The 20,329-nt window shown below is 67.8% G+C and carries 23 protein-coding genes and 3 pseudogenes; 11 read left to right on the top strand and 15 right to left on the bottom strand.

The window, feature by feature from the left end; translation table 11 throughout:
• The first annotated feature begins 140 nt into the window (after positions 1 to 140).
• Positions 141 to 422: a hypothetical protein gene (locus OZ403_RS02550; RefSeq protein ID WP_268783389.1), complete on the top strand. Its 282-nt coding sequence runs from the start codon at positions 141 to 143 to the stop codon at positions 420 to 422.
• A complete protein-coding gene (locus OZ403_RS02545; RefSeq protein WP_268783388.1) occupies positions 419 to 733 on the top strand; it encodes a hypothetical protein in 315 nt (104 codons plus the stop codon). Before OZ403_RS02550 ends, OZ403_RS02545 begins: the two co-directional genes overlap by 4 nt.
• A gap of 69 nt (positions 734 to 802) precedes the next feature.
• Here the strand turns inward: OZ403_RS02545 and OZ403_RS02540 are convergent, their stop codons facing one another.
• From OZ403_RS02540 to OZ403_RS02525, 4 genes and pseudogenes are all read right to left on the bottom strand, one after another.
• A complete protein-coding gene (locus tag OZ403_RS02540; RefSeq protein ID WP_268783387.1) occupies positions 803 to 1,045 on the bottom strand; it encodes a hypothetical protein in 243 nt (80 codons plus the stop codon).
• A gap of 744 nt (positions 1,046 to 1,789) precedes the next feature.
• Positions 1,790 to 3,012, bottom strand: a protein-coding gene (locus OZ403_RS02535) for an IS3 family transposase (RefSeq protein ID WP_442929801.1) whose coding sequence is annotated in 2 segments (ribosomal slippage) — positions 1,790 to 2,635 and positions 2,638 to 3,012 — 1,221 coding nt in all. Because the reading frame shifts where the segments join, the coding sequence is not laid out codon by codon here.
• Between the two features lie 185 nt (positions 3,013 to 3,197).
• Positions 3,198 to 3,599 (bottom strand): annotated as a pseudogene (locus tag OZ403_RS02530) (PA0069 family radical SAM protein); the annotation flags it as partial.
• 122 nt (positions 3,600 to 3,721) lie between these two features.
• Entirely contained in the window at positions 3,722 to 4,117 is a 396-nt protein-coding gene (locus tag OZ403_RS02525; RefSeq protein ID WP_268783386.1) for a hypothetical protein, read from the bottom strand.
• 295 nt (positions 4,118 to 4,412) lie between these two features.
• Between OZ403_RS02525 and OZ403_RS02520 the strand changes: the two genes are divergently transcribed.
• Positions 4,413 to 5,021 (top strand): hypothetical protein, encoded by a 609-nt coding sequence (locus OZ403_RS02520; protein ID WP_268783385.1) that lies wholly within the window; start codon positions 4,413 to 4,415, stop codon positions 5,019 to 5,021.
• 546 nt (positions 5,022 to 5,567) lie between these two features.
• Here OZ403_RS02520 and OZ403_RS02515 read toward each other — a convergent pair.
• On the bottom strand, positions 5,568 to 6,929 hold the full coding sequence (locus OZ403_RS02515; protein WP_268783384.1) for a flavin-containing monooxygenase: 1,362 nt from the start codon (positions 6,927 to 6,929) through the stop codon (positions 5,568 to 5,570).
• A gap of 403 nt (positions 6,930 to 7,332) precedes the next feature.
• Positions 7,333 to 7,566, bottom strand: coding sequence for a hypothetical protein (locus OZ403_RS02510; RefSeq protein WP_268783383.1), 234 nt, complete (start codon positions 7,564 to 7,566; stop codon positions 7,333 to 7,335).
• Positions 7,567 to 8,606: 1,040 nt separating this feature from the next.
• Between OZ403_RS02510 and OZ403_RS02505 the strand changes: the two genes are divergently transcribed.
• Complete coding sequence (locus OZ403_RS02505; RefSeq protein WP_268783382.1) at positions 8,607 to 8,894, top strand: hypothetical protein; 288 nt, start codon at positions 8,607 to 8,609, stop codon at positions 8,892 to 8,894.
• Between the two features lie 153 nt (positions 8,895 to 9,047).
• Here OZ403_RS02505 and OZ403_RS02500 read toward each other — a convergent pair whose 3' ends face one another.
• The 4 genes from OZ403_RS02500 to OZ403_RS02485 form a co-directional block, all read right to left on the bottom strand.
• Complete coding sequence (locus tag OZ403_RS02500) at positions 9,048 to 9,542, bottom strand: hypothetical protein (protein WP_268783381.1); 495 nt, start codon at positions 9,540 to 9,542, stop codon at positions 9,048 to 9,050.
• Positions 9,543 to 10,408: 866 nt separating this feature from the next.
• On the bottom strand, positions 10,409 to 10,933 hold the full coding sequence (locus tag OZ403_RS02495; RefSeq protein ID WP_268783380.1) for a transposase: 525 nt from the start codon (positions 10,931 to 10,933) through the stop codon (positions 10,409 to 10,411).
• Between the two features lie 61 nt (positions 10,934 to 10,994).
• Positions 10,995 to 12,245, bottom strand: a complete 1,251-nt coding sequence (locus OZ403_RS02490; protein ID WP_268783379.1) for a TolB family protein — start codon at positions 12,243 to 12,245, stop codon at positions 10,995 to 10,997.
• A gap of 41 nt (positions 12,246 to 12,286) precedes the next feature.
• Positions 12,287 to 12,934: a DUF11 domain-containing protein gene (locus tag OZ403_RS02485; protein ID WP_268784846.1), complete on the bottom strand. Its 648-nt coding sequence runs from the start codon at positions 12,932 to 12,934 to the stop codon at positions 12,287 to 12,289.
• 139 nt (positions 12,935 to 13,073) lie between these two features.
• On the opposite strand from OZ403_RS02485, the pseudogene OZ403_RS02480 reads away from it, so the two are divergent.
• Positions 13,074 to 13,262, top strand: a pseudogene (locus OZ403_RS02480) (LVIVD repeat-containing protein); the annotation flags it as partial.
• A 7-nt stretch (positions 13,263 to 13,269) separates the two neighbouring features.
• Here the strand turns inward: OZ403_RS02480 and OZ403_RS02475 are convergent.
• Positions 13,270 to 13,665, bottom strand: coding sequence for a type II toxin-antitoxin system PemK/MazF family toxin (locus OZ403_RS02475; protein ID WP_268783378.1), 396 nt, complete (start codon positions 13,663 to 13,665; stop codon positions 13,270 to 13,272).
• A 179-nt stretch (positions 13,666 to 13,844) separates the two neighbouring features.
• Here OZ403_RS02475 and OZ403_RS02470 point away from each other — a divergent pair, with 179 nt between their 5' ends.
• The 3 genes from OZ403_RS02470 to OZ403_RS02460 all read left to right on the top strand — a co-directional run bounded on the left by OZ403_RS02470 (position 13,845) and on the right by OZ403_RS02460 (position 16,486).
• Positions 13,845 to 14,621, top strand: a complete 777-nt coding sequence (locus OZ403_RS02470) for a hypothetical protein (protein ID WP_140786903.1) — start codon at positions 13,845 to 13,847, stop codon at positions 14,619 to 14,621.
• A gap of 154 nt (positions 14,622 to 14,775) precedes the next feature.
• Positions 14,776 to 15,939, top strand: coding sequence for a helicase-related protein (locus tag OZ403_RS02465; protein WP_268783377.1), 1,164 nt, complete (start codon positions 14,776 to 14,778; stop codon positions 15,937 to 15,939).
• A gap of 361 nt (positions 15,940 to 16,300) precedes the next feature.
• The gene (locus OZ403_RS02460) at positions 16,301 to 16,486 is read left to right on the top strand and encodes a hypothetical protein (RefSeq protein WP_140852914.1); all 186 of its coding nucleotides are present in this window, start codon (positions 16,301 to 16,303) and stop codon (positions 16,484 to 16,486) included.
• Between the two features lie 2 nt (positions 16,487 to 16,488).
• Here the strand turns inward: OZ403_RS02460 and OZ403_RS02455 are convergent, their stop codons facing one another.
• Positions 16,489 to 16,665 carry a hypothetical protein gene (locus OZ403_RS02455; RefSeq protein WP_174258615.1) on the bottom strand — a complete coding sequence of 59 codons (177 nt, stop codon included), beginning with the start codon at positions 16,663 to 16,665 and terminating at the stop codon, positions 16,489 to 16,491.
• A 62-nt stretch (positions 16,666 to 16,727) separates the two neighbouring features.
• Here OZ403_RS02455 and OZ403_RS02450 point away from each other — a divergent pair, with 62 nt between their 5' ends.
• From OZ403_RS02450 to OZ403_RS02440, 3 genes are read left to right on the top strand one after another with little or no spacing between them, the layout of a single operon-like run.
• Positions 16,728 to 16,937: a hypothetical protein gene (locus OZ403_RS02450; RefSeq protein ID WP_268783376.1), complete on the top strand. Its 210-nt coding sequence runs from the start codon at positions 16,728 to 16,730 to the stop codon at positions 16,935 to 16,937.
• Positions 16,934 to 17,329, top strand: a complete 396-nt coding sequence (locus OZ403_RS02445; RefSeq protein ID WP_140786899.1) for a VRR-NUC domain-containing protein — start codon at positions 16,934 to 16,936, stop codon at positions 17,327 to 17,329. The genes OZ403_RS02450 and OZ403_RS02445 overlap by 4 nt, the downstream gene beginning before the upstream one ends.
• Positions 17,329 to 17,772, top strand: a complete 444-nt coding sequence (locus tag OZ403_RS02440) for a hypothetical protein (RefSeq protein ID WP_268783375.1) — start codon at positions 17,329 to 17,331, stop codon at positions 17,770 to 17,772. Before OZ403_RS02445 ends, OZ403_RS02440 begins: the two co-directional genes overlap by 1 nt.
• A 112-nt stretch (positions 17,773 to 17,884) precedes the next feature.
• On the opposite strand, the pseudogene tnpC reads toward OZ403_RS02440, so the two are convergent.
• The 3 genes and pseudogenes from tnpC to tnpA all read right to left on the bottom strand — a co-directional run bounded on the left by tnpC (position 17,885) and on the right by tnpA (position 20,005).
• Positions 17,885 to 19,287, bottom strand: a pseudogene (gene tnpC, locus OZ403_RS02435) (IS66 family transposase).
• Between the two features lie 46 nt (positions 19,288 to 19,333).
• Entirely contained in the window at positions 19,334 to 19,699 is a 366-nt protein-coding gene (gene tnpB / locus OZ403_RS02430) for an IS66 family insertion sequence element accessory protein TnpB (protein WP_140786897.1), read from the bottom strand.
• Between the two features lie 3 nt (positions 19,700 to 19,702).
• On the bottom strand, positions 19,703 to 20,005 hold the full coding sequence (tnpA, locus tag OZ403_RS02425) for an IS66 family insertion sequence element accessory protein TnpA (RefSeq protein ID WP_140786896.1): 303 nt from the start codon (positions 20,003 to 20,005) through the stop codon (positions 19,703 to 19,705).
• Positions 20,006 to 20,329 lie beyond the last annotated feature (324 nt).

Below are 20,329 nucleotides of genomic sequence, written 5' to 3'. Positions count from 1 at the left end.
CGGAGCATGAGCACCGGTCCCCGCGCGCATCGCCGGGCCTGATGCCTCTCCTCGGACGCGACGTGCAGCACGGAGGTCTCCGCGTCAGACTCCTTGCGAACCCGCGGGGCAGCTGCGCCCGCTGCGAGGGAGTCCACGCGATGGAGACCATGGCCACGGCGCTGCGACGCTACTTCGACGAGAGCGGCTTCGGAGAGGACGGCGGGTACGCGTCCGATTGGGTCGACTTCAAGCTCGGCCCCCTCCCCTTCCCGCTCCCCAACACCGAGGCTCGCAAGCGCGCGGTGCGCTTCCACGATCTGCACCACGTCCTCACCGGCTATCGCACCGACCTCACGGGCGAGTTCGAGATCTCCGCGTGGGAGATCGGCGCGGGCTGCGGCGACTTCCACGCGGCCTGGGTGCTCAACCTCTCGGCATGACCGGGGGGCTGCTGACGGCCCCGGTGCGCACCTGGCGCGCGTTCGTCCGCGGGCTCGACGAGCAGTCCACCTACGGGCGCGACTACGAGGCGCTGCTCGAGCGCAACGTCGAGGACCTGCGCGCGGAGCTCGGGATCGGAGCGGGTCCCCACCGAGCGGGCCTCGGCGCCACGCTTCGCTTCGCCGCAGCGATCACTGCGGGCGCGGTGGTCGGCTCGCTGATGATGCTGGTGCTCGTCTCTCCCATCACCCTGGCGCTCTGGTGGCGGGGCCGAAGGGCCAAGGCCCAGGCGCTGGCCGCCGCGCCCTGAGGGACGCCGACGCGCCGGACCGGACGCGGGTGAACCGCGCTGACCCACCACCTCGCCGCGCGGGCGCGCTCAGTTCCAGGTGCCGTTGAGCGCAACGCCCATGCCCACCGTGCCGCGGCTGCCCGGGAGCAACGTCGGCGCGACGGAGAGCCGCGCGGAGCGAAACTGCTTCGCGCTGTGGTGGGAGGTCAGCTCGTAGCCGAGCGCGCCGAGCAGCACCGTGCCCACGAGCGTCGCACCGAACACGGTGCCGGCGTGAGAGGGATCGAGAAGCTGCATGGTCGTCGTGCCCACGGTCATGCCGACGGCCACGCCCCACCAAGCGCCATCGCCGCCATCCAGTGGCCCACAGCAGGGTCCCGCCCAGCAGGCCCAGCCCGGCACCGATGGTGCCGCCCGTGACGAGTGCCGCGAAGGAGAAGAAGCCTTGGATCCGTCCCTCGCACATCGCGAGATTGGCGATCAGGTAGCCACCCGTGCCCAGGAGCGAGGTGCCTGCGCGCTGCGCCTCGCCGTCAGCGGGAGGCATGGCGAGCGTCGAAGCGAAGCTGGCGTGCGCGTCCTGGGCAACCGCCTCGACCACCGCGGCCTCGGGGGTCTGGGCCTGCACGCCGATCAGCGCGAGCATCGCCAACAGCAGGAGCATCCAACCGGTCATCGACATCACGCGCGCATAAGAGGAATGGGGGCCCTGTTGAGGGGGAGGGAGGGTGCAGAGGGGCCGAGGAGGGCCGCTGACGGGGCCGCCCGAGCGATGCTCCCGGCCGGTGGACAGGCCGCTCGAGCCCCCTTGGGGCACACGCCTGCCCAGGCCGCGCTCCCTTCAGGTGCGTGGCAGGAGCCGCCGGCCTGTTGGCGCCTCTTGAGCCTCAACACCACACGGCCTGGGGTGGCCCTCGTGCCGGGGCCAACCTCGCACAGGCCGTGGGCAAGCCCAGGTGCTCCACAATTGCCCGCACCCCGGGGCCCCCTTCACGTACGCCAACACCCTTAATCCTGCCTCCACACCTCACGCAGGCGAACACGTCTGGAGTTGCCCCCGTCAAATCGGACAGCTCAGGGATGAGAGTTAGCAGTACGGAACTCGTGGGGTGACTTCATCTTCAGCCCGCGGTGCGGGTGGCAGCGGTTGTAGTCGTCGAACCAGAGGGGCAATTGGGCGAGAACGTGTGAGGCCGAGGGCACCTCATCGACATACACGTAGTCGCGCTTGAAGGTCTTCACGAAGGACTCGGCCATGCCGTTGCTCTGGGGGGAGTAGGCGGGCGTGGTGCACACCCGCAGGCCGAGGCTGAGGCCGAAGTCACGGGTGTCCTTGGCGGTGTAGACGGGGCCGTTGTCAGACAGCCACTCCACCGGGTGGGGCGCCTTTGAGATGCCCGGGCCGAAGCGGGCTTCGAGCGTCTCGGCCATGAGGTCCTGGATGGTGAGCGAGGTGGGAGGCTGGGCGGCGGCCTGGAAGGCGATGGCCTCCCTGTCGCAGCAGTCGAGGCTGAAGGCGACGTGAACGACTTCGCCATTCCAGCAACGCACCTCGAAGCCGTCGCTGCACCACCGCAGGTTGGACTTGAGGGTGACGACCTGGCCCTCATGAGTACGCGTCGGCTTGCCGGTATGCCGTTGCAGCAGCAGGCGGCCTTGGCGCATGAGACGGTAGACGCGCTTGTGGTTGAGGGCGGGCCTGCCCTCCTGGCGGCGCTGCCGGTTGAGGACGGCGCCGGCTCGGCGGTACCCGTAGGTGACGCGTTGGCCGACAACGGCCTTGAGTTCCTCCAGCGCCTGGTGGTCGGCATCGGTGTCGGTCGCCCGGGGCCGCCGAGGTCCCGGAGTGCGCATCAGGTTGGAGCGAGAGACGCCCAGCACCCGAGACACCGCACTCACAGCATGCCCTCCAGCTTCGACAAGGCCGCGGGCGACAGCAGTTTTTTTTCGCGCGCCAGGGCAATCGCGTCCCGCAGGATTTCCACCTCCTGCGTCTTCTTGCCCAACATCCGCTGCAACTCGCGCACCTGCGCCTTGAGTTGCTGCATCTCGGACTCGGGCACCACGGCCTCGCCGGCCTTCAGCCCCGACACGCTGCCGGCCTCCTTCAGCTGCCTCCAGCGGAACAACTGGCTGGGGTTGACGCCGTACTTGCGCGCCACCAGCGACACACTGCTGCCGGGCGACTCTGCCTCGGAGAGCATCCGCAGCTTCTCCTCTGCCGAGTAACGGCGCCGCCGTCCTCCTGGCTCGGCACCATCCGCCTCCGGGGCGTCCTCTGTCGTCTTCTTCTCCATCATCAGACTCGCTTTCTAGCCGAACGAGCCTGTCCGACTCTTCAGGGGGCTACACCAACGTCGAAGTCGAACGTCCTCCTGAGCAACTCGGCGTAAGTCCACTCGCGGTGTCCTCTCCTTCACCCGCTCCTTCCTGGCCGCTGCCTCATGCCCCGCGCTCGCCTCCTGCGCACCTGCTTGAGGGAGCAGCCGCACGTCAGGCGTAGGGACGCTTCCAGGGGCTGGTAGCAGTCGGTGACACCACTGAAGACGACCGTCTCGCCCTTCCAGGACGGTTTCTCGAAGGCCTCGCGCAGCAGCTCCGGCGCGCGGGGATTCACCACCAGCTTCGTCTCGAAGTCGGTGTCCGCGCCCAGGTCCAGGTACTGGTGCGTGGGCCGCGCGTAGCAGTACGCGCAGGCGTGGAGACAGCCCCGGTACGGATTGACGCTCCAGTTGAAGCCCACGTCCGGGCTGTCGTTGTGCGACAGCACCTGCCGGCTGTGGTCCTCAAGGACCTCCAGCTTCGACGGTGGGATTTCGTCCAGGTACTCCACCTCGGTGCTCGCCCACGGGTTAGGCGGATTGTCGATGGGGCGTGCCTTCACACGCCTGCCGTTGGCCTGAAATCACGTTCAGTCAAGGACCCGCGCACGATGAAAAGGGGAACCCCCTGCAGAGGGTTCCCCGAGGACGCCATCCGGATGGCGGTGCTGCCAGGTCCGACGTGTTACCAGGTGCGGACGAGGAGCTTCTGGACGCCAACCGACGTGCCATTGTTGCGCACGTACAGCCGCGCACCGAGCCACGCGCAGTTAAGGTTCATGTTGTTGTGTGAACCGTTGGCGGGGACGGTGCCACTGATGCTGTTGCCGCCGCAGTAGGCGGTGTACGGCGTTGCAATGGGCGAGGGGTTCTCGATGGTGAACGGCGTGGTGCCAAACAACCACGCAGAGAAGTCCCGCGTCTGGCCCGCGTCGACATACGCGGACTCAGCGGCCTGCTCCACATCCCCCAACTCCGGCTGCTGCATCGCCTGCTCTTCCTCTGGCGTGTACTCGCCACCGCAACCCACAGCGGCCAGAGAGAGCAGACCCACAACTCCCAACGTATTGAACCTCTTCATGACTTCCCCCTCATTGCGAATTGTCCCCGAATCAAGGACGCGCGCTGTGTATGGGGATCTTCACGTACTGCAATGGTGTATTTCTGACACCGGATGGGGTGAAAGTGATTGCGGGGACGGTGCATTGAGACGTCCAGTCGCATGGCGCGTTGTCGACGGAGACATCCCCACCGACTGGCGCAACCCGTTGCCATCGACCTTGGGCACACGCTGTCCCAGTGCCCGCCCAGCGTCGCCTTGGGGTATGTTCACCCCGCACTCGGGCCGGTGTGCGTGTTCAAGGGGGATTGAATCGATGCCTGCGCGCTGGATGCCGTTAGCCCTGTTTCTCAGCCTGTTGCTTCCTGTCGCTGCGAGCGCGGAGCCATGGCCGTCGCCAGGGTGGGGGCTTCTGCTCTCCGGCGGAGGAGGCCTTTTCGCCGGCAAGAACGCCAATACGCGAGGCCATCTCCTGAGCGCCCATCTGCTCGTGGCGACACCTGTGGGTTTGGAATTCGGGCTCGCGTTGCAGTGGGGTCGCAGATTCAGAACCACCTGGGCCTTGGATTCGGCCCTGTCCGAGCAAGCCGAACTCCGGGAGCACCCGTGGGGCGAGTTCCGGGGGATTGCCGGAGAGGCACGCTACCGTTTCTTCCGGGACCGGCGTGTCTCGCCCTGGGTGGCGCTGCGCGTGGGACGCAGCACCTCCTCCAAAATCAGAACGGACGCGTTTGCTCCCTATCGATACACCAATTCGCACCTGGCACTGGCCGCGGGCGGCGGTCTGGAAGTCCGAATCCATGGCCCGCTAGGCCTCACCTTGGCAGGGTATTTCCAGAGCTGCGACATCAACACCCGGCCCCATGACAACATCTGTACGGGGGCGGGGCCGACGGTGGTGCTCAGCCCTCACCTGCGCTTCTGACAGGGCCTTGGTGAACAAGCCCCGCGCTCGCCTCCTGCGCACCTGCTTGAGGGAGCGTTTCGGCCTTCAACCTTGTGCTCCCGGGCGGGGAGCTCGCCCCGCGAAGGGCTGCTCTCCGCTGGCGCCCGCGCGGGGATGCGTGAAGCAGGTCCACGTCTGCGCAGGGGACTTCTCGGGTCTCCGGGCGATACGAGACGATGGCCGGACGCGTCGCCGTCCTCCATCCGGACCCGGTGACTGCACGCGCAGGAGTTGGCGAGGTGGCGCGAGCGCTCCGGGAGTGGGGGAACCATAAGGCCCCGTTCCGTTGCGCCTTCGCGCTTCTCTCCGCAGCGGAGGGCCTCGAGCGCTCCGCCGAAGACGAGGCCCTCCACGCCGCCGGGTCCACCGCTGCGAACCTGTCGCCCCGTCTACGCCAATGCCTGCACGGAAACGCCCTTTGCCGCCTGTAGGGATGCCGGCAGCGGAAGGCCTAAGGAGGTCATCGTCGAGCGACGCTTCTTGGCCGCGCGGCCCCGGCGCCGGGGTCCATCCCTCCGGGGCCCCTCACCCGGCCCTGCGCTCCGGGGCCTCGGCGAGGAAGTTCTCCGCCGAGTCGTCCAACTCGTCCATCCACTTGCGACGGTGCGGCGTGGCGCGGGTGCCGGTGACGAGCGACGTGAAGGTGCGGTCGCGGTAGCCGAGGATGTCCTCCTGCTTGTCGCGCAGCCACTGCTTCAGCAGCTCCGCGACCTTCTCCACGCTGAAGCCCGGGTAGTCGGTGCGGTCGAGCAGGTCCCGGATGTAGGCGGTTTGGAAGTCCACCGCCCCGAACGAATCCTGGATCCCTTCCTCACGCTCGACCCATGCCGCGATGTCCGCCTCGCGCTCCTCGGCGGACGGCAGCGCGGTGCGCCCCATGATCACGTCGCGCACCAGCCATGCCTGGGCGTCGAACATGTTGAAGGTGTAGTACTGGTCCTGCATCCCCAGGTAGGCGAGCTCCGGCTGGCCTTGCCAGAACACGCCCTTGTAGAGCCCCGGCGGGTAGAGCCGGTTGTGGCTCTCCAGGCGCAGCGCATTGGGAAGGAAGCGGTACTTGTGCTGGTAACCCGTGCACAGGATGACCGCATCGAGCGTCGCGGAGGTCCCATCCGCGAAGTGCGCGCGGTTCCCCTCGAACCGCTTCACCAGTGGTACCTCCTTCATGCCCTTGGGCCACCTGAAGCCCATGGGGGCGGACCGGTAGCTGATGGTCACCGACTTCACGCCCAGCTTGTGGCACTGCACGCCGATGTCCTCGGCGGAGTAGCTGCTCCCGATCAGCAGGAGATTCTTTCCCGCGAACTCCTCGGCGCCGCGGAAGTCGTGCGCGTGCAGCACGCGACCGGGGAAGGAGTCGATGCCCTCGAAGAAGGGCACGTTCGGCGTGGAGAAGTGGCCGGTTGCGTTCACCACCCGGTCGAACGACTCCTCGCGGACCTCGCGCTTGGCGAGGTCGTCGACCACCACGGTGAACTTCCGGGTCTCCTCGGACCAGGAGAGCCAACGAACGATGGTGTTGAACTGGATGTACTTGCGGACGTCGCACTTCTCCACCCGCCCGCGGATGTAGTCGTAGAGCACCTCGCGCGGCGGATAGGACGGGATCGGCCGGCCGAAGTGCTCGTCGAAGGAGTAGTCGGCGAACTCGAGCGCCTCCTTCGGACCGTTCGACCACAGGTGCCGGTACATGCTGCCGTGCACCGGCTCGCCGTAGCGTCCCAGGCCGGTCCTCCACGTGTAGTTCCAGAGCCCGCCCCAATCCTCCTGCTTCTCGAAGCAGACGATTTCCGGGATCTCCGCTCCCTTGCGGGCAGCGGATTCAAACGCACGCAACTGGGCCAAGCCGCTGGGGCCAGCTCCGATGATCGCGACACGAAGAGCCATCTGGACACACCTCGAGCAGGGGAGCTGCCCGGCGCACCTGGGCGCCGGCGACCGTCCCGCAGGTTCATGCACGTGGGCGCACGCGCCCCATGCACCGGAGTCAGTGGACTCCGGGTGGATGGAATGCCGAGCGGCGCAGAGGCCGGGGCAAGGAACGTCGGACGCGAGCGAGGGCGCCATCGACGCAGGAGCGTTTCGCATACCTGAGCGCGCGAGAACGGATTCCTATGGGGTCAAACATTCACCAGACTTGACCGTGGATGTCAACGCTCGAGCTGCCTTGCGCCCTGACAGCGTCCGCTCGTCCGCCCGCTCGCCCTGCAAGCGCACTCTTGGTATCTCGACCGTCGACCGCAGGGATGCGCCATCGCTCAGCCAGCGCACCGACGCCTTGGGGACGGCGTCACCACAGCAAGAGCTCGGTCAGACTCAGCGACAGCCCGCCGTTGTCGGTCTTGCTGCGCAGGCGGATGTAGCGGGCGCTGGTCGCGGGGATGAACGATCCGACGATGCCGTCCATTCCGACGCCTGCCCAGGACTCGCCGTCGACCGAGAGCTCGGCGACCACATCGGCGGTGATGCCGCGCACCACCAGCAGCGATGCAGGGCGAGCTGCGTCGAGGTCGACCGTCAACACGCGATCGGCTCGCGCGGATCCACAACCCCGGGCCCAGGTCATCCGGCACGCAGCCGGTGTCCACGGGCGGCTGGAACCTGTTCACGAAGTCGCCGTCGGTCAGGGCGCACGCGGTGATGGCCACCGGCACACCGCTGGCTCCCGTGGCGGTGCAGCGCGATCTGGAAGGTGACGCTCGAGGCGGTGGCTCCCGAGGGCAGCGCGCCGAAGGTGACGCTGGCGTTCTCGCTGCCCGTGGTCACCGACAGGTGCGGTTCGAGCATAGCGCATAAGAGGAATGGGGGCCCTGTTGAGGGGGAGGGAGGGTGAAGAGGGGCCGAGGAGGGCCGCTGACGGGGCCGCCCGAGCGATGCTCCCGGCCGGTGGACAAGCCGCTTGAGCCCCCTTGGGGCACACGCCTGCCCAGGCCGCGCTCCCATCAGGTGCGTGGCAGCAGCCTTGGCCTGTTGGCGCCTCTTGAGCCTCAACACCACACGGCCTGGGGTGGCCCTCGTGCCGGGGCCAACCTCGCACAGGCCGTGGGCATGCCCAGGTGCTCCACAATCGCCCGCACCCCGGGGGCCCCCTTCACGTTCGCCAACACCCTTAAGCCTGCCTCCACACCTCACGCAGGCGTACACGTCGAAGTCGAACGTCCTCCTGAGCAACTCGGCGAAAGTCCACTCGCGGTGTCCTCTCCTTCACCCGCTCCTTCCCGGCCGCTGCCTCATGCCCCGCGCTCGCCTCCTGCGCACCTGCTTGAGGGAGCGCGCGGGCCTCCCCAGGCCGCGTGGTGTTGAAGCTCAAGCCGCCACAGCCAGCCAAGAGCGCCAGGCCCCTGCCTCGCCCCGCCTGGGAAGGCGGCTGGGCTGGGCTGGCATGTGCCTGCTGGAGATAAAGGGCTTCTGCGCCGGCCCGGCGTGCCGCTCATGGGCTCCCCGTCAGCGTCCCTCACCTCCCGCTCTGCTCCCGCCAGCTACCCCCAATAGCGCTCCTGTCATTCCTATGCTCGTATCGCGGCACGAGTCCTGGGTGGGGTGTTCGTGGTGGTGAGGGTCTTCATGACCGTGGCGGTCTGGGGGAGCTACCAGCGCGACCTGCGCATCGTCCGAGAGGGGCGGGGCACGGAAGGCACGGTGGTGAAGAAGAGGTTCCTCGCGGGCACGGATGACAGCGACTACGTGCTCATCTACGCCTTCACCCCCGTGGACGGCACCCAGCGGCTGGAACACCGGCGGAACATCTCCTCGGAGCTGTGGAAGCGGTTGCGCGTGGGGGACCGCATCCAGGTCAGGTGGTCCATGGCCACAGCGACCCGCGCCGCAGCTTCCCGGAGGGCCAGGGGGTGACCACACCGGAGATGGCCCTTGTTCATCAGCGCCATCGCGGTCTTCCACATCCTCCTTGGGGGACTGGTGCTCTTCGCGAAGGCGGCGCCGGAAGCCGCTACCCCCTGAGAAAGCGACCGGCTCAGGGGAGGCGGTGTTGCCGAGTCGAGTGACTCAGCAGTACGTCACGCAGAGATGCGAGTTGCAGAGGTGCGAGTTGCAGAGGTGCGAATTGCAGAGCCCGTTGGGGCAGTTGGCGTCGGTATTACAGGCCCGGCCCGCGGAGGTCCCCCCCGAGCACGTCTTGCCACAGTTGGAGTCGGTGCTGCAGTGCTGGCCCGCCTGCAGGCCCCCCGAGCACGTCTTGCCACAGTTGGAGTCGGTACTGCAGTGCTGGCCCGCCTGCAGGCCCCCCGAGCACGTCTTGCCACAGTTGGAGTCGGTGCTGCAGTGCTGGCCCGCCTGCAGGCCCCCTGAGCAGCGCTTGACGCATGCCTGAGCGGACGCATCGTCTTCTGCGCCGGAGCATTCCGCCTGACTCCGCGCCTCTTCTGATGCCGCTGCTTCCTCGTGTGTGACCGCCTCCAAGGCGTCCTCGCGCTGCACGGCGTCCGGCGAGCCACACGCAATCAGCGAGAGCGTCAGGCAAACAACGGGAATGAACCTCATGGGGATCTCCGAAGTCTAGATTCTTGCTTTGAGTGGGTTTAGTGGACTGCGCCGTTCAATTGCAAGTTGCCTTTCGGTCGGACAGCCTTTGGGGAATGTTGCACAAAGGCTGCGATGAGTTGCGGAGTGCCTGGGCGTGCCGGATTGCTTCCATCCATTGATGGCATGCAGGCGTCATCGGTTCGATGCCAGCGCCCATGGAATCGCGGGGAGTGCCCTCACTGGGCATTCTTCTCCCCCGTCAAGGAAGGGGAGTTCTTCCGGTTGGGCAGGCGCCGCCCCTGGAATTGGCGTGCCAATGGATTGGTGTTGCCGCTGGTTCTTGTTTGCGCCTCCCCTTGGGTGTGTATTCATGCTTTGTTGATAAAATAAGACAGTGATTCGCTGCCGCGTGTTGCCTGGAGTCGTGCGGCAGGCATGCGTGCGACATGCACCGCAGGGAGGGGCGTCAGGGCTGCTCAAGGGCTTGCGAGCGCGTTGCAATGCCCTGCCGCAGCCGGAATCAACCGGCCGCTCGACTGCGTATTATCCATGAACGCCATCAAGACCGCTGTTGCCGCTGTCGCGCATAAGAGGAATGGGGGCCCTGTTGAGGGGGAGGGAGGGTGCAGAGGGGCCGAGGAGGGCCGCTGACGGGGCCGTCCGAGCGATGCTCCCGGCCGGTGGACAGGCCGCTTGAGCCCCCTTGGGGCACACGCCTGCCCAGGCCGCGCTCCCATCAGGTGCGTGGCAGCAGCCTTGGCCTGTTGGCGCCTCTTGAGCCTCAACACCACACGGCCTGGGGTGGCCCTCGTGCCGGGGCCAACCTCGCACAGGCCGTGGGCAAGCCCAGGTGCTCCACAATTGCCCGCACCCCGGGGCCCCCTTCACGTACGCCAACACCCTTGAGCCTGCCTCCACACCTCACGCAGGCGAACACGTCGAAGTCGAACGTCCTCCTGAGCAACTCGGCGTAAGTCCACTCGCGGTGTCCTCTCCTTCACCCGCTCCTTCCTGGCCGCTGCCTCAAGCCCCGCGCTTGCCTCCTGCGCACCTGCTTGAGGGACCAGAAATGGCCGCAGTCTGGCGCCTGGAGCGAAGACGCCGTGGAATCTCGTGAGGTTTGCCCGAGGCGGAGGTACCAGGGACGCTACACGCCGTAACAGTTCCAGCCCGGTGAAGAGCAGGTGCGTGGTGCCGTCCGGCAGCGGGCGCTTCATCCGATAGGCGATGCGGCCATCCTCCGCTCGTGACAGCCGCTCCAGCGCCAGCGCACCGCGCGCCCCGTAGCGGCATCGCCGTTCCAGTCCCTGCCTGTCGTTGGCATGCAGGCCCTTGCGTGGGCGGCGGCAACGCCTCGAAGCGCACGCCGCCCTCCCCCGGCACGAAGACGCCTTCCGGCACCAGCGCATGGTAGTGAGGCGTTACTTGCAAGGCCGAGCCGAAAAATTGCGTTCTTCGTGGGTTCGAGTGCTACCGCACCCAGCCCACGAAGCCCTGAAGCTCTGGTCCCATCTGCGATGCCGGCACGTCGAGCCGGATGCTGGAAGCGGAGAGCGCGGTCAGGGTGGGGCTGTTCTCCAACTGGACGCGTTCCATCACCAGGAGCGAATCGAAGGTGTCCGGCCAGCACACCTCGCTTGCCTGGGAGCGCAGCAGGACCGTCGCGGCGAGGACGTGTGCGTCGTCGGGTGAGAACGCGAGGACCATGAGTCCACCCAGTCCCGTTCTCGGCTCGATGCCCGGTCGCGACGCGTCGAAGTTCGCCTGGAAGAGCGCTGGCGCGGGCACACGGTCGAAGGCGCAGGAGCGTGACTGTCCTGAGTAGGTCGTGAGATAGGCCACGGGTTGGTGCTGCATCCAGGCCACGTGGCGCAGGAGTCGGGTGTCGACCTCGGGAGGGGCATCCACCTTCCTTCCATCCAGCAATGCGGTGGGAACCCCGGCTTCCGGTGTCGCTGGCAGCAGGAGCGTATGCACCCCGTCGGAGGAAACCGCACCGCGCGCGTGCGTGTCTCGTATGCCTCTTCCTGGCTCGAATTCGAAGAAGCGGCCGTCCTTCCCGACCTCGGCGGTTGCCTCACAGGAGAGCAGCGAGAAGGAGACGGTCCCCTGTGCGCTCCACCCTCGGGGGGTGAGCATCCCGTGCGTTGGACTCTCGAAGAGCCGCTCCACCTTGCCTGAACCCACCTCCACCGTGTGGACCTCCGCGAGCGGGCAGGGCCGCGACTCCGGACCAGTTCGCGCGAAGGACTCCAGGGAGAATGCGATCCGGGCGCCATCCGAGGACCAGAGGATGGGGCCCGCGCGGAACGGCCCCGGCGTCAGCGCGTGCTCGCGAAGGTCCAGCAGCATGCGTCGACCCGAGCCATCCGAATTGACGATCCACAGGAGGGCCCATCGGCCCGGGGATTCGTGCTCCTGCGCTTCCGGGCGTTCGACATAGGCCACCTGGCGCCCATCGGGAGAGATGGCGACGCCGCTCCATCCCAGCCCGTTTCCGTAGGGGCGGGTGGCCACCACCCGCCCGGTCCGTGTCAGTGCGTACTCGCTGTCCCCAGCAGGGGTGCGGACCCACAAGTCCTGTTTGCGGACCTGAAGCAGCCAGGGCCCTCCGCCCATGCGCCTGGCGGGCGAGGCTTCCTGTCCGGGGAGGGCTTCATGGGTTCGCCCGTCGGTGAGCAGGGATGGGCTCCGGCATCCTCCGGCGAGGAGCAGGAGCAAGGCGGCTGTTCTCAACCCCCTTCGCACCTTTGATTCCAGTCTCACCGATGGCCTCGCTGACTCGGGGGAATAGGAGCCCCCGGTGGACATCGGACTTGGACCGATGTCCACCGGGGAGGGCCCACCGTCGCTCGCCACGGATGGACCCGTTTACTTCGGAGCACCCAGGGGATGACGGTGATGCTCAGGTCCGCGGTGTTGTTCGCATCATTGATGTCCACCAGCGACCCGGTGGCCTCCACGGAGGTGGTGATGCTCCCAATGCTCAGCGGCTGCAAGACCACCGTCACGGTCAAGCTGGCGCTCGCGCCCAATGCCCCCAGATCACAGCCTACCGCCGAACCGTTGCGTTGGCAGCTTCCCTGCGAGGACGTCACAGAGAAGAAGGTCACGCCGTCGGGCAGGACCTGTGAGAGGAAGACCTGACCTTTGGGACTGGTTCCGCCATTTGTCACGGTGAGCGTCAGCGTGAGGTTGGAGCCCACTTGTGCCGTCGATGGCGAGGCGGAAGTCGTCGCTGACAAGTCAGTCGCGGCGGAGGCAGGCTCGCAGGCATCCCCGAATCCATTGCCATTGAGGTCCGCCTGTCCCGGGTTCGCGGTCACGATGCAGTTGTCGTCCGCATTGGCGACACCATCGCCGTCGGAGTCCAGCGATGCACCCGTGGCAAAGAGTGATTCTGGGTCCATTTCCCCGACGGGCAGTGCACCCGCTACCGCCATGTTCCCGTCACTGTAGGCGCGGAAATCGAAGCGGAGGTTGGACCAATCATCATGACCGGTGAGCACGGTCTTCGTCCCGTCGATGCAATCCTTGGGGGTGAAGTAGCTGCGCGTGCTGGACGTGTCCATTCCACCCGAGCCGAAGGAGATTGCCTACTTCAACACCTTCCGCGAGGACGACCCGGAGCGCACCGACAACCTGCTTGAGGGCGCCATCGGCATCCGCGTGCCGGGCGACGGCCATGTATACGTCGTGGACACCGCGCGCGGGCTGCTCGTCTTCAACGAGCCCTGAGCCCGCGCTAGCGCCGGAAGAACGACGCCTGCTGGAAGCGCAGGCCGGCCAGGATCTGCTCCACCCTCGCCTCGGACAGCGAGCCGATGCGCGCTCCGAGGCGCGCCTTCTCCACCGAGGAGACCTGCGACACCACCACGACGCTCTGCTTGGGCAGGTCGCCCTCGCCCGGCTCCAGCAGGACGTTGCCGGGCTCCGTGGCGCGGTGCAGGTTCGAGGTGAGCGCGCACACCACCATCGTGGTGATGCGCGAGTGGTTGAAGACGTCGTCCTGCACCACCACATGGGGATGTGCGTATTCGGGCGCGGGGCCCCGCGAGTCATCGGGCGCGAGCCAGTGCACGTCGCCGCGGTCGATTCGTGGCGGCGGCACGCCCGTGGGTGTCTCTGATTTCGCTGTCATCGTCATATTCTCGGCCGCCCCCCCCTCACTCCGAGTGACAGTCTGTCCATGCACTGGGATTCCTCCGTGAAATGCCAGGAGGAATGACCAGACATGAAAGCTGCCTTCGTAGAGCACCTGTCTAGCCTCTCGGGCGCGACACAGACAAGCAGCAGCCCCTCATGACAGGAGAAAAATCCGTGCGTGTCACCTCACCCCTTGCATGCATCACCCGCTGGCTCGTCCTGGGACTGAGCCTCTTCGGAGCACAAGCCTTCGCTGGATATGTCGACGCGCCGGATGACGTCGTCCTGCTCGGCATCGGGACCTCGAACCGCTACTACGTGGCGGGAGGCGCGCGCTTCTACATCCCGCCCGCGCAGCACAGCCTCTACTCGGGGCGCACGACGGTGGCCCTGCCCCAGGCCACCATCGACGGGTATACCCAGGTGCCCAGGGACGGCACCCTCTTCCGGCAGATTGGCAGCTCCCGCATCTATGTCGTCGTCGGACAGCGGCCCTGGTGGATTCCCAACGCCACGGAGCTGGATGCCTGGGATGACTGGAGGGTCGTCTACGACATTCCGAACAGCAACTGGTCCGACCCCTTCATCGACTTCACCTACGCCCAGAGCCTGCTGGTCATGGAGCGCACGACGAGCGACATCTACCTCTGGGTCGCCGGCGCCAAGTACCTCCTCACCGACCCCTCGGACATCGCCTACTTCGGCGGCTACGGCAGCGTGAAGTGGGTTCCCCTGGGCACGCTGGCGGAAATCTCGAGCGAGCCGTGGTGCGGCGCGGTCGTGCGTGAGCGCTCCAGCTCCACCGTGTACGTAACGGGCTTCATCAACCCCAGCACCCCCGGCATGCGCAAGTACGCCACGACCTATCCGTATACGGCGTACGGGGTGGTCCCGGACGGGGCGCTCTCGGGGCTCCCCACCTCGTCCTACGGGCTCGCCTGCATCTGGTAGTCGCTCGGCTTCGCGGGAGGGCCTGTCCCAGGGCCCTCCCGCGGGCTGGGGCCGCGCTCCAAGCAGGAGGGCCCCTCCCAGAGCGCCGGGCGGGCAGGCGCCCACACGATTCGTCAGGGGCGCGGCGCGCGCTTCAGTGCCAGGCCAGGAGGTCATGTCCGGCGAATCACCCGTCCCCACCCCCGGCGGCCTGCCCACCCTGCGCTTCCCCCCCGAGCTGCCCATCTCGAGCCAGGTGGAGGACACCACCGCGGCCATCACCGCCCATCAGGTGGTCATCGTCGCGGGGGCCACCGGCTCGGGGAAGACGACGCAGCTGCCGAAGGTCCTGCTCGCCATGGGGCGCGGCCGCCCGCGCCAGATTGGCGTCACCCAGCCCCGGCGTATCGCCGCGACGAGCGTGGCGGCGCGCGTGGCGGGCGAGCTGGGCACCGAGCTGGGCACGGACGTCGGCTACCAGATTCGCTTCGAGGACCGCTCGTCCCGGCGCACGGCCGTGAAGTTCATGACCGACGGTGTCCTGCTCGCGCAGCTCCACAGCGACCCGCTCCTGAGCCGCTACGATACCATCGTGCTCGACGAGGCCCACGAGCGCAGCCTCACCATCGACTTCCTGCTCGGGTGGCTCAAGCGCATCCTCCCCAGGCGCCCCGACCTCAAGGTGGTGGTGAGCGCGGCCACCATCGAGACCGAGCGCTTCTCGCAGTTCTTCGGAGGGGCGCCGGTCATCCAGGTGGAGGGCCGCACCTTTCCGGTGGACGTGCTCTACGAGCCGCCTCCCGAGGACACCGAGCTCGCAGACTCCGTCGCCGATGCGGTGGCGGACGTGCTCTCGCTCGACCCGGACGGGGACGTCCTCGTGTTCCTCCCAGGGGAGCGGGAAATCCGCGAGGCCGAGAATGCCCTGAACGCGCGCGAGCTCCGCGGCACGGTGGTGCAGCCCCTGTATGCGCGCCTGTCGGCCGCCGAGCAGTCGCGCGTCTTCGCCACCATCCCCGAGCGCCGGGTCATCCTCGCCACCAACGTCGCGGAGACGTCGGTCACCATCCCGGGAATCGTGTACGTCGTGGACACGGGGGTGGCGCGCCTGTCGCGCTATGACCCGCGCTCGGGCGTCACGCGCCTGCACATCGAGCCGGTCTCCCAGGCCAGCGCCGACCAGCGCAAGGGGCGCTGTGGCCGCGTGCGCGAGGGAATCTGCGTGGCGCATAAGAGGAATGGGGGCCCTGTTGAGGGGAGGGAGGGTGCAGAGGGGTCGAGGAGGGCCGCTGACGGGGCCGCCCGAGCGATGCTCCCGGCCGGTGGACAGGCCGCTTGAGCCCCCTTGGGGCACACGCCTGCCCAGGCCGCGCTCCCATCAGGTGCGTGGCAGGAGCCTTGGCCTGTTGGCGCCTCTTGAGCCTCAACACCACACGGCCTGGGGTGGCCCTCGTGCCGGGGCCAACCTCGCACAGGCCGTGGGCAAGCCCAGGTGCTCCACAATCGCCCGCACCCCGGGGGCCCCCTTCACGTACGCCAACACCCTTAAGCCTGCCTCCTCACCTCACGCAGGCGAACACGTCGAAGTCGAACGTCCTCCTGAGCAACTCGGCGAAAGTCCACTCGCGGTGTCCTCTCCTTCCTCGCCGCTGCCTCATGCCCCGCGCTCGCCTCCTGCGCACCTGCTTGAGGGACCAGAAATGGCCGCAGTCTGGCGCCTGGAGCGAAGCGTCGCCGAGTTGGAGGCGATGCTGCTCAAGGTGGCCACGGCCCTGGACAGGTACGGGCGCCACGAGCGCGGCTGCCGCTTCTCGCGCACCCACGGCCAGTGCCGCTGCACCTGCCTGCTCCACGACCGCATCCGCGAAGGAGGACTGAAGCCGTGACGTCAGAGGTGGCTGGTCACGATGGCGATGCGACACACGTTGCACCTGGACTGAGGGGATGGCGGATGCCCGTCCAGCGTCATGAGGCCGAAGTCGGGAACCACCGGCTTCTCCTTCCCGCACTCCGGGCACTTGAGCAGCACCTTCGTCCAGTCGGTGCTGTCGCTGCTATCGGCCATTGCGGTGTTCCCCCATGCTTGTGGGCTGGAGCGCCCACGTCCGCATTCTACCGGAGCCGCCCATGACGTGCCTGCGCGACGCGGACATTCGCCAGCCCCTGGCCCAACTCGCCGCGGGCGCATACCCGGGCGCCCAGGTGCTCCACGAGGTGGGGCTGGAGCGCGGCCAGGCGCTGGTGCCGCCCTGGTGGGGCGTGGTGCTGCCCCCGGCCGATCTGCGCGCCCGGGTGCGTCAGGTGGTGGCCGCACGCGGCGACTGGAGGCTGACGTGAGTCGGTGCAACCGCTACGCCCTCGCCCGGGACGCCAACGAGGGCCCCATCGTCGAGCGCATCCGACTGGCCGGGTGGTTCGTCCTCCGCCTCAACGGCGCCGGGCTGCCGGACCTGCTGTGTGTCCGCGGCGGCCGCGTGGTGTTCATCGAGGTGAAGGCGGCGAAAGGCGGGAGGATGAAGCCAGCCCAGGTTGAGCTCCACGCCCAACTCAGCGCCGCGGGGCTCACCATCGCCATCGCCACCACCCCCGAGGAGGCGCTCGCGGCGCTGGACGGCACCGTCGTGCGCACCGTCCAGGACGTCCGCGCGGAGAAGCGTCGCGGCGCCACCAGTGTCCGAGCACTGGCTACCGCTGCCAGTTATCGCAGTACCAACACGAGGAAACCGTGATGCGCTACTACATGGACGCCGAGTACACCCGCTTCGGCGGCGAGCTGATGTCCCTCGCGCTCGTGCCGGCCGACCCCGCCCTGGAGTCGTTCTACGTCGCGGTCGAGTGGGTGGGACAGACCGACCCGTGGGTGGAGACGCACGTTGTCCCCCGCCTCGGCAGCGAGGTCGTCTCGCGCGAGCTTGCGTCGCGGAAGCTGGCGACGTTCATGCGGGAACGAGCGGTGGGGCACATGGTCGTCGTCGCGGACTGGCCGACCGATTTCGAGCACCTCTTGGCGTTGCTCATCACCGGCCCGGGGCGCATGCAGCCGGTGCCAGACTTCGACATGAAGTTCCAGCGCCTGCCGGGCTTCAACACGGCGAGCACCAGCCGGGTGCCGCACAACGCGCTGGCGGACGCCGAGGCGCTCCGCGACTACTGCGAGGCCAACCAAGGGTGACGCCTACCAGGACCAGGTGCGTCAGTTCGTAACCGTCCGGCCAAGGACGTGGCGCGCACGGTTGCAGGCGGCCGTAGGCCGTGTTCGGCGAGCGCCGCGAGGAGCGAGGAGTTCAGGGACTGGACTGCAGGGCTGAGTCAGGTGGCTCGGCGACGCGTCGACGTTTCCACTCGTGGGGTAGCAGCTCACCGATGCGGGAGTTGGGATGCGTCTGCACCCGCAGCAGCACGTCGGCCAGATACTCCTCGGGGTTGACCTGGTTGGCCTCGCAGGTGGCCACCAGTGCGTAGAGGCCCGCGAGGTTTTCACCCGCGACCTCGTGGCCGACGAAGAGAAAGTTCTTACGGCCCAGAGCCGCCTTCCGCAGCGCCGATTCCGAGCGGTTGTTGTCGAGAGGAAGTCGCTCATTCTCCACGAAGCGCGTGAGGGCCTCCCACTGCTTCACCGCGTAGGAAATGGCCTGGCCCAGCGGACTCTTGGGCGGGTGACGCGGCGCCTGCATTTCAAGCCAGACGTGCAGTCGCGTGAGGACGGGAGCGCTGTGCTGCTGGCGCAGCTCGCGGTGGGCAGCGGTACGAACCACGTCCGCGCCTCTCGCCTGGGCCTCCACCCGGTAGAGCTCGAGGATGAAGTCCAAGGCCTCACGCGCCTCGGGCGCGGTGGCCAGCGCGTCGAAGAAGCGGCGACGCACGTGGGCCCAGCACCCGACGCGTACCCGGCCCTTTGGCAGCGTCACCGCGTTGTAGCCGGTGTATGCGTCCACCACGAGCGCGCCCTCGGTGCCGCCCAGGACTTCCTTGGGCGTCTTGCTGGTGCGGCCCATGCTGAAGCGGTAGCCGATGAGCCACTCGCCCGCGTCATTCAGGGTGAGGAAAGTCCAGAGGTAGCCCAGCTTCGTCTTCTTCACGTCCAGCACGCGCAGCGGCGTCTCGTCGGCCCACACCACGTCCGCGGCGGCAATGCATTGCAAGAGGTGCTGGGAGAGAGGCAGCAGCACCGAGGCGGCCTGGTGGTAGAGGTCCGTCAGCGTGCTTCGGCTCATGGGCACGCCGCTTATCTCCACCCGCTGGGCCAGCCGGTGCAGTGGCATGGCGTCCGCGCACTTCGATGTCACCACGTGGGCAATGAAGCCCGGGCCGTACTCGCCCCTGTCCACCACCCGCGCCGGAGGTGGGGCGGTGACGACGCCCCGGCCGCACGCGCACGCCAGCACCTCCTGCACGTGCACCTGCTTCTCGAAGCGCGCCGGCACGTATTCGTACAGCACCGAAGCACAGCCCTTGCCCAGCGGCCGTAAGTCCTCGCCGCCGCACGCCGGGCAGTGGCGCTCCTCCGTGGGGACGGCGTGGCGAATCTCTCACACGGGCGCCTCCTCGGCGTTCCGGGCCGCCCGCTGCTGGCGCTTCTTCTTCGCGGCGTCGCCATCTTCGCTTCCAGCGACGTCAGGCGCTCCTTGAGTTCCTCCGCCTCCTCGCGCCAGGGGCAGAAGTGGTCTTGAGGTAACTGGCGCGGCACTCCGCCTCAACACGCCGCCGCCGCACCTCGTCCCGGGCCAGGCCTGTCAGGTGCCCGTGCGCCCGGGAGGCATCCAGGCGGGCTGACGCCGCACCTGGGCCAGGTCAATGCCGTCCAGCAGCATCGCCAACTGCGTCGCGTCCAGGTGCACCGTCTGCGCGCCAGCGTCCACCGGCGGCAGCCGGAATCTCCCCGTCTCCAGTCGCTTGTACAGCAGCACGAAGCCGCCCCGGCTCCACGTCAGCACTTTGACTCTGTCGCCCTTGCGCGAGACGAAGGCGAAGAGGTGGCCCGAGTAGACGTCCTCGCCCCACTCGGCGCGCACCAGCGCCATGAGGCCGTCTATCGACTTGCGCATGTCCACCGGCCCAGTCGCCAGCACCACGCGCACCGAGGCAGGCAGGGCAAACATTCCTCACCGCCCCAGCGCCGCGACGAGGCGGGCCACGTACTCCACGTCGGTGCCGGAGGCGAATCGCAGGCGCGCACCGCTGGCCAGCTCCACCTCCAGCAGCGCCGTGCTCGGCTGCGACACGCCAGCCACCTCCACCGGCAGCAGGCGCACCGTCTCAGCTTTCCCAGTCTGCTGACGTCGCCGCCGATACACCCACGACTGCAGCGTGCTCAGCCGCACGCCTCGCTGCGCGGAGAAATCCTTCTGCGTCAGTCCGCTCGCCTCGAAGGCCTCAGCAACCCGCCACCATTCCGGCTTTGACATGCACGCCAGGGTCCACGGCGCCGACTCCTTACTCAACGTCTCTCAGCACGTCCTTGGCCGGACGGATACGAACACGTCGAAGTCGAACGTCCTCCTGAGCAACTCGGCGAAAGTCCACTCGCGGTGTCCTCTCCTTCACCCGCTCCTTCCTCGCCGCTGCCTCATGCCCCGCGCTCGCCTCCTGCTCACCTGCTTGAGGGACGCTCGCGCTTCACGGGCGCCCACCGCTCGTGCGGCCCGATGAACCACTGGGCATTGGTCTCCACATCGGACCAGGTCGCGAAGACTCGGGCTGGATTGGCTCGCGGCAATGTGGCCGTGGTC

It is taken from the genome of Myxococcus sp. NMCA1, from assembly GCF_026810205.1.
GTDB classification, from domain to species: domain Bacteria; phylum Myxococcota; class Myxococcia; order Myxococcales; family Myxococcaceae; genus Myxococcus; species Myxococcus xanthus_A.
The sequence above is the reverse complement of the archived record's forward strand: the minus strand, read 5'-3'. Positions and strand labels throughout refer to the sequence as shown.